This window comes from Blautia sp. HA3515 (genome assembly GCF_059933065.1).
The window spans coordinates 1-2,250 of sequence record NZ_JAYFUY010000163.1; the positions used below are offsets into that span (position 1 = coordinate 1).

General features: G+C 40.8%; 3 protein-coding genes. All 3 read left to right on the plus strand.

Annotated features, from left to right (window positions below; all coding sequences use genetic code 11):
* The first annotated feature begins 179 nt into the window (after window positions 1–179).
* Complete coding sequence (locus tag R1Y93_RS12945) at window positions 180–560, plus strand: plasmid mobilization protein (protein WP_500823140.1); 381 nt, start codon at window positions 180–182, stop codon at window positions 558–560.
* Window positions 509–1,750, plus strand: coding sequence for a relaxase/mobilization nuclease domain-containing protein (locus R1Y93_RS12950; RefSeq protein WP_500823141.1), 1,242 nt, complete (start codon window positions 509–511; stop codon window positions 1,748–1,750). The genes R1Y93_RS12945 and R1Y93_RS12950 overlap by 52 nt, the downstream gene beginning before the upstream one ends.
* A 13-nt stretch (window positions 1,751–1,763) precedes the next feature.
* On the plus strand, window positions 1,764–2,250 hold a 487-nt coding region (locus R1Y93_RS12955; RefSeq protein ID WP_500823142.1), incomplete at its 3' end, for a DUF6040 family protein.

Below are 2,250 nucleotides of genomic sequence, written 5' to 3' on the forward strand. Positions count from 1 at the left end.
CACTTGCGAAATGTCCACCGGACATTCCGACGGGAACACTTACTGATTGACTAGGACTCTGTCCTGCACCTGTATAAGAGAGCGTTGCACTCTCTTATAAATCTCCTGCAAATATGCACCAAAACGCTGTGTCTGTTAATAAAGAATGAAAATCAAGTAAAAAAAGGAGACAAAAGCCTATGAGAAAACGAAATCATACAGTAACTATACGGATGAATAAAGAGGAATACAATCTGCTTCAGAGCAAGGTTAAAGAATCCGGAAGAACACAGCAGGAAGTTGTGATAAAAGCAATCGCAGACTTGAAGATAGTATCGGCAGAGGAAATAGAAGAATTGAAAAGACTGAATCAGATGTTTGCAGACATCCTTTGTCAGCTCCGGGGAGCGACTACAAATATCAATCAGATTGCAAGAAAACTGCATACAGATGGAGAAGTTCCAAATGACAGTACGCTGTATTTCCTCAATAAAAATATTCTTAAGTACCGGAAGGAGAGTGAAAAGATATGGCTATTAATAAGACGATTAATAAGCGGACAAATACACATGGAGCAATGAGAAACTGCATCGAATATGTTTTGCGACAGGACAAGACCAACGAATTATTTACCTGTGTAACAGGTCCGTACTGCCATGATGAGATTAACTATGATCTGGTGTATAGAACCTTTTTAGAAGAAAAGAAGATGTGGGATAAAGATTCTGGGAGAATGTACGCTCACAACATTATTTCCTGGCATAAGGACGAGCAGATTACTCCGGAGCAGGCATTAGAATTTGGAAAAGAGTTTGCAGAAAATTGGTTCAGTGGATTCCAGACCTTAGTGGCTGTGCATAAGGATAAAGACCATATCCACTGCCATCTGGTGACTAATTCAGTGAGTTATGAAGATGGGAGAAAGTTGCATAATACCAGAAAAGATATGGAACGTATGAAACAGCTTACCAACCAGATGTGCCGGGAACGTGGACTGACAGTTGCCGAGAAAGGAAAGCACTTTGATGGATGCCAGATTGAAAAGGGGGAAGTCATTGCGTGGAGCAAAGATAAATATAACCTGTTCCGTCAACAGGTAAAGGACAGTTTTGTAGCGGACTGTGCAATGGCGGTATTAAAGGCACTGGAAAATTGTATCAGCAAAGAAAAGTTTATAGAAAAAATGAAACAGTTTGGATGGAACGTAAACTGGACAGATAAACGGAAGCACATCACATTTCAGAATCAGGATGGGAAGAAGGTGCGAGACAGCAATCTGTCAAAAACATTTCATCTGGATATCAGCAAGGAGGGACTAGAGAATGAATTTAATGGAAATAGGGAAAAATCCAGAGTTGCAGCCGACAGAGACAGCAGAGCAGACGAAGAACTCAGAAACTATTACAGAGAGCTTGACGCAGCAATCGCAGATGCCAGAGGAATCACCGATCAAGCTCAAAGTGGAAAGGGATATTCTCGTACAGAGTTTCGAGAAAGCGAAAGCGTTCATGCGAACACAGAAAAAGCAGATACAGACACTGGAAGAAGAGAAACAGACGATCTTATCCGACAGGCAGAGATTGCGAGAAGAAGTTCGGAAATCAACCGTAGAAATTCAGCGTCTGACAACCGAACTGTCCGAAACGCAGAAGCTGAATCAATCGCTTCAGCAGAGCAACGACGATCTGAGAAACAGAAATGGCTTAATGAGCAGGAGCGAGCAAGAGCAGCTCGAAGAAGAAATAAAAGACGTTCGGGACCAGAACTCTAAACTTCAGATACAGGTGAATAAATCATCTGTTGAAGCAGTAGATGAAGCACAGAAGAAACAGAAAGAAGCGGAGAAAAAGGTGGAACAGGCAGAAACTAAAGCTCGCAATGAAAAGAAGCGGGCAGAGCTGGAAATCCGTAAAGCGAAAAAAGAAGTAAAGGTCAGAACTGAAAAAATGAGAGATACAGAATATTTCTGGGGAATGGGATATATTACGGTAATCCTGTTTGCAATCGTACAGAATGGTGCTTTTCAGAATGATTTCATAGATTTTTTCAGGACTCCATTCATGTGGTATGTTCGATTTTGTAAATGGCTGGTATATCCAACTTATGATAATGGATTTAACCAGAAAATAGCATATGCAGGTGGAGAAGTATGGGTTATCAGGATTCTGGCAATCGTAGCTGTCCTTTTCATAGTGGTAATTGCAATGGTGATAATCATGGAAGTAATAAAACGATACAAAAAAATGTGGGATGAAATTTCACAGATGTTTT

Excerpts from the sequence above, each read along its gene's own strand:
- R1Y93_RS12950 (WP_500823141.1), top strand. The coding sequence starts at position 509 with ATGGCTATTAATAAGACGATTAATAAGCGGACAAATACACATGGAGCA.
- R1Y93_RS12945 (WP_500823140.1), top strand. The coding sequence starts at position 180 with ATGAGAAAACGAAATCATACAGTAACTATACGGATGAATAAAGAGGAA.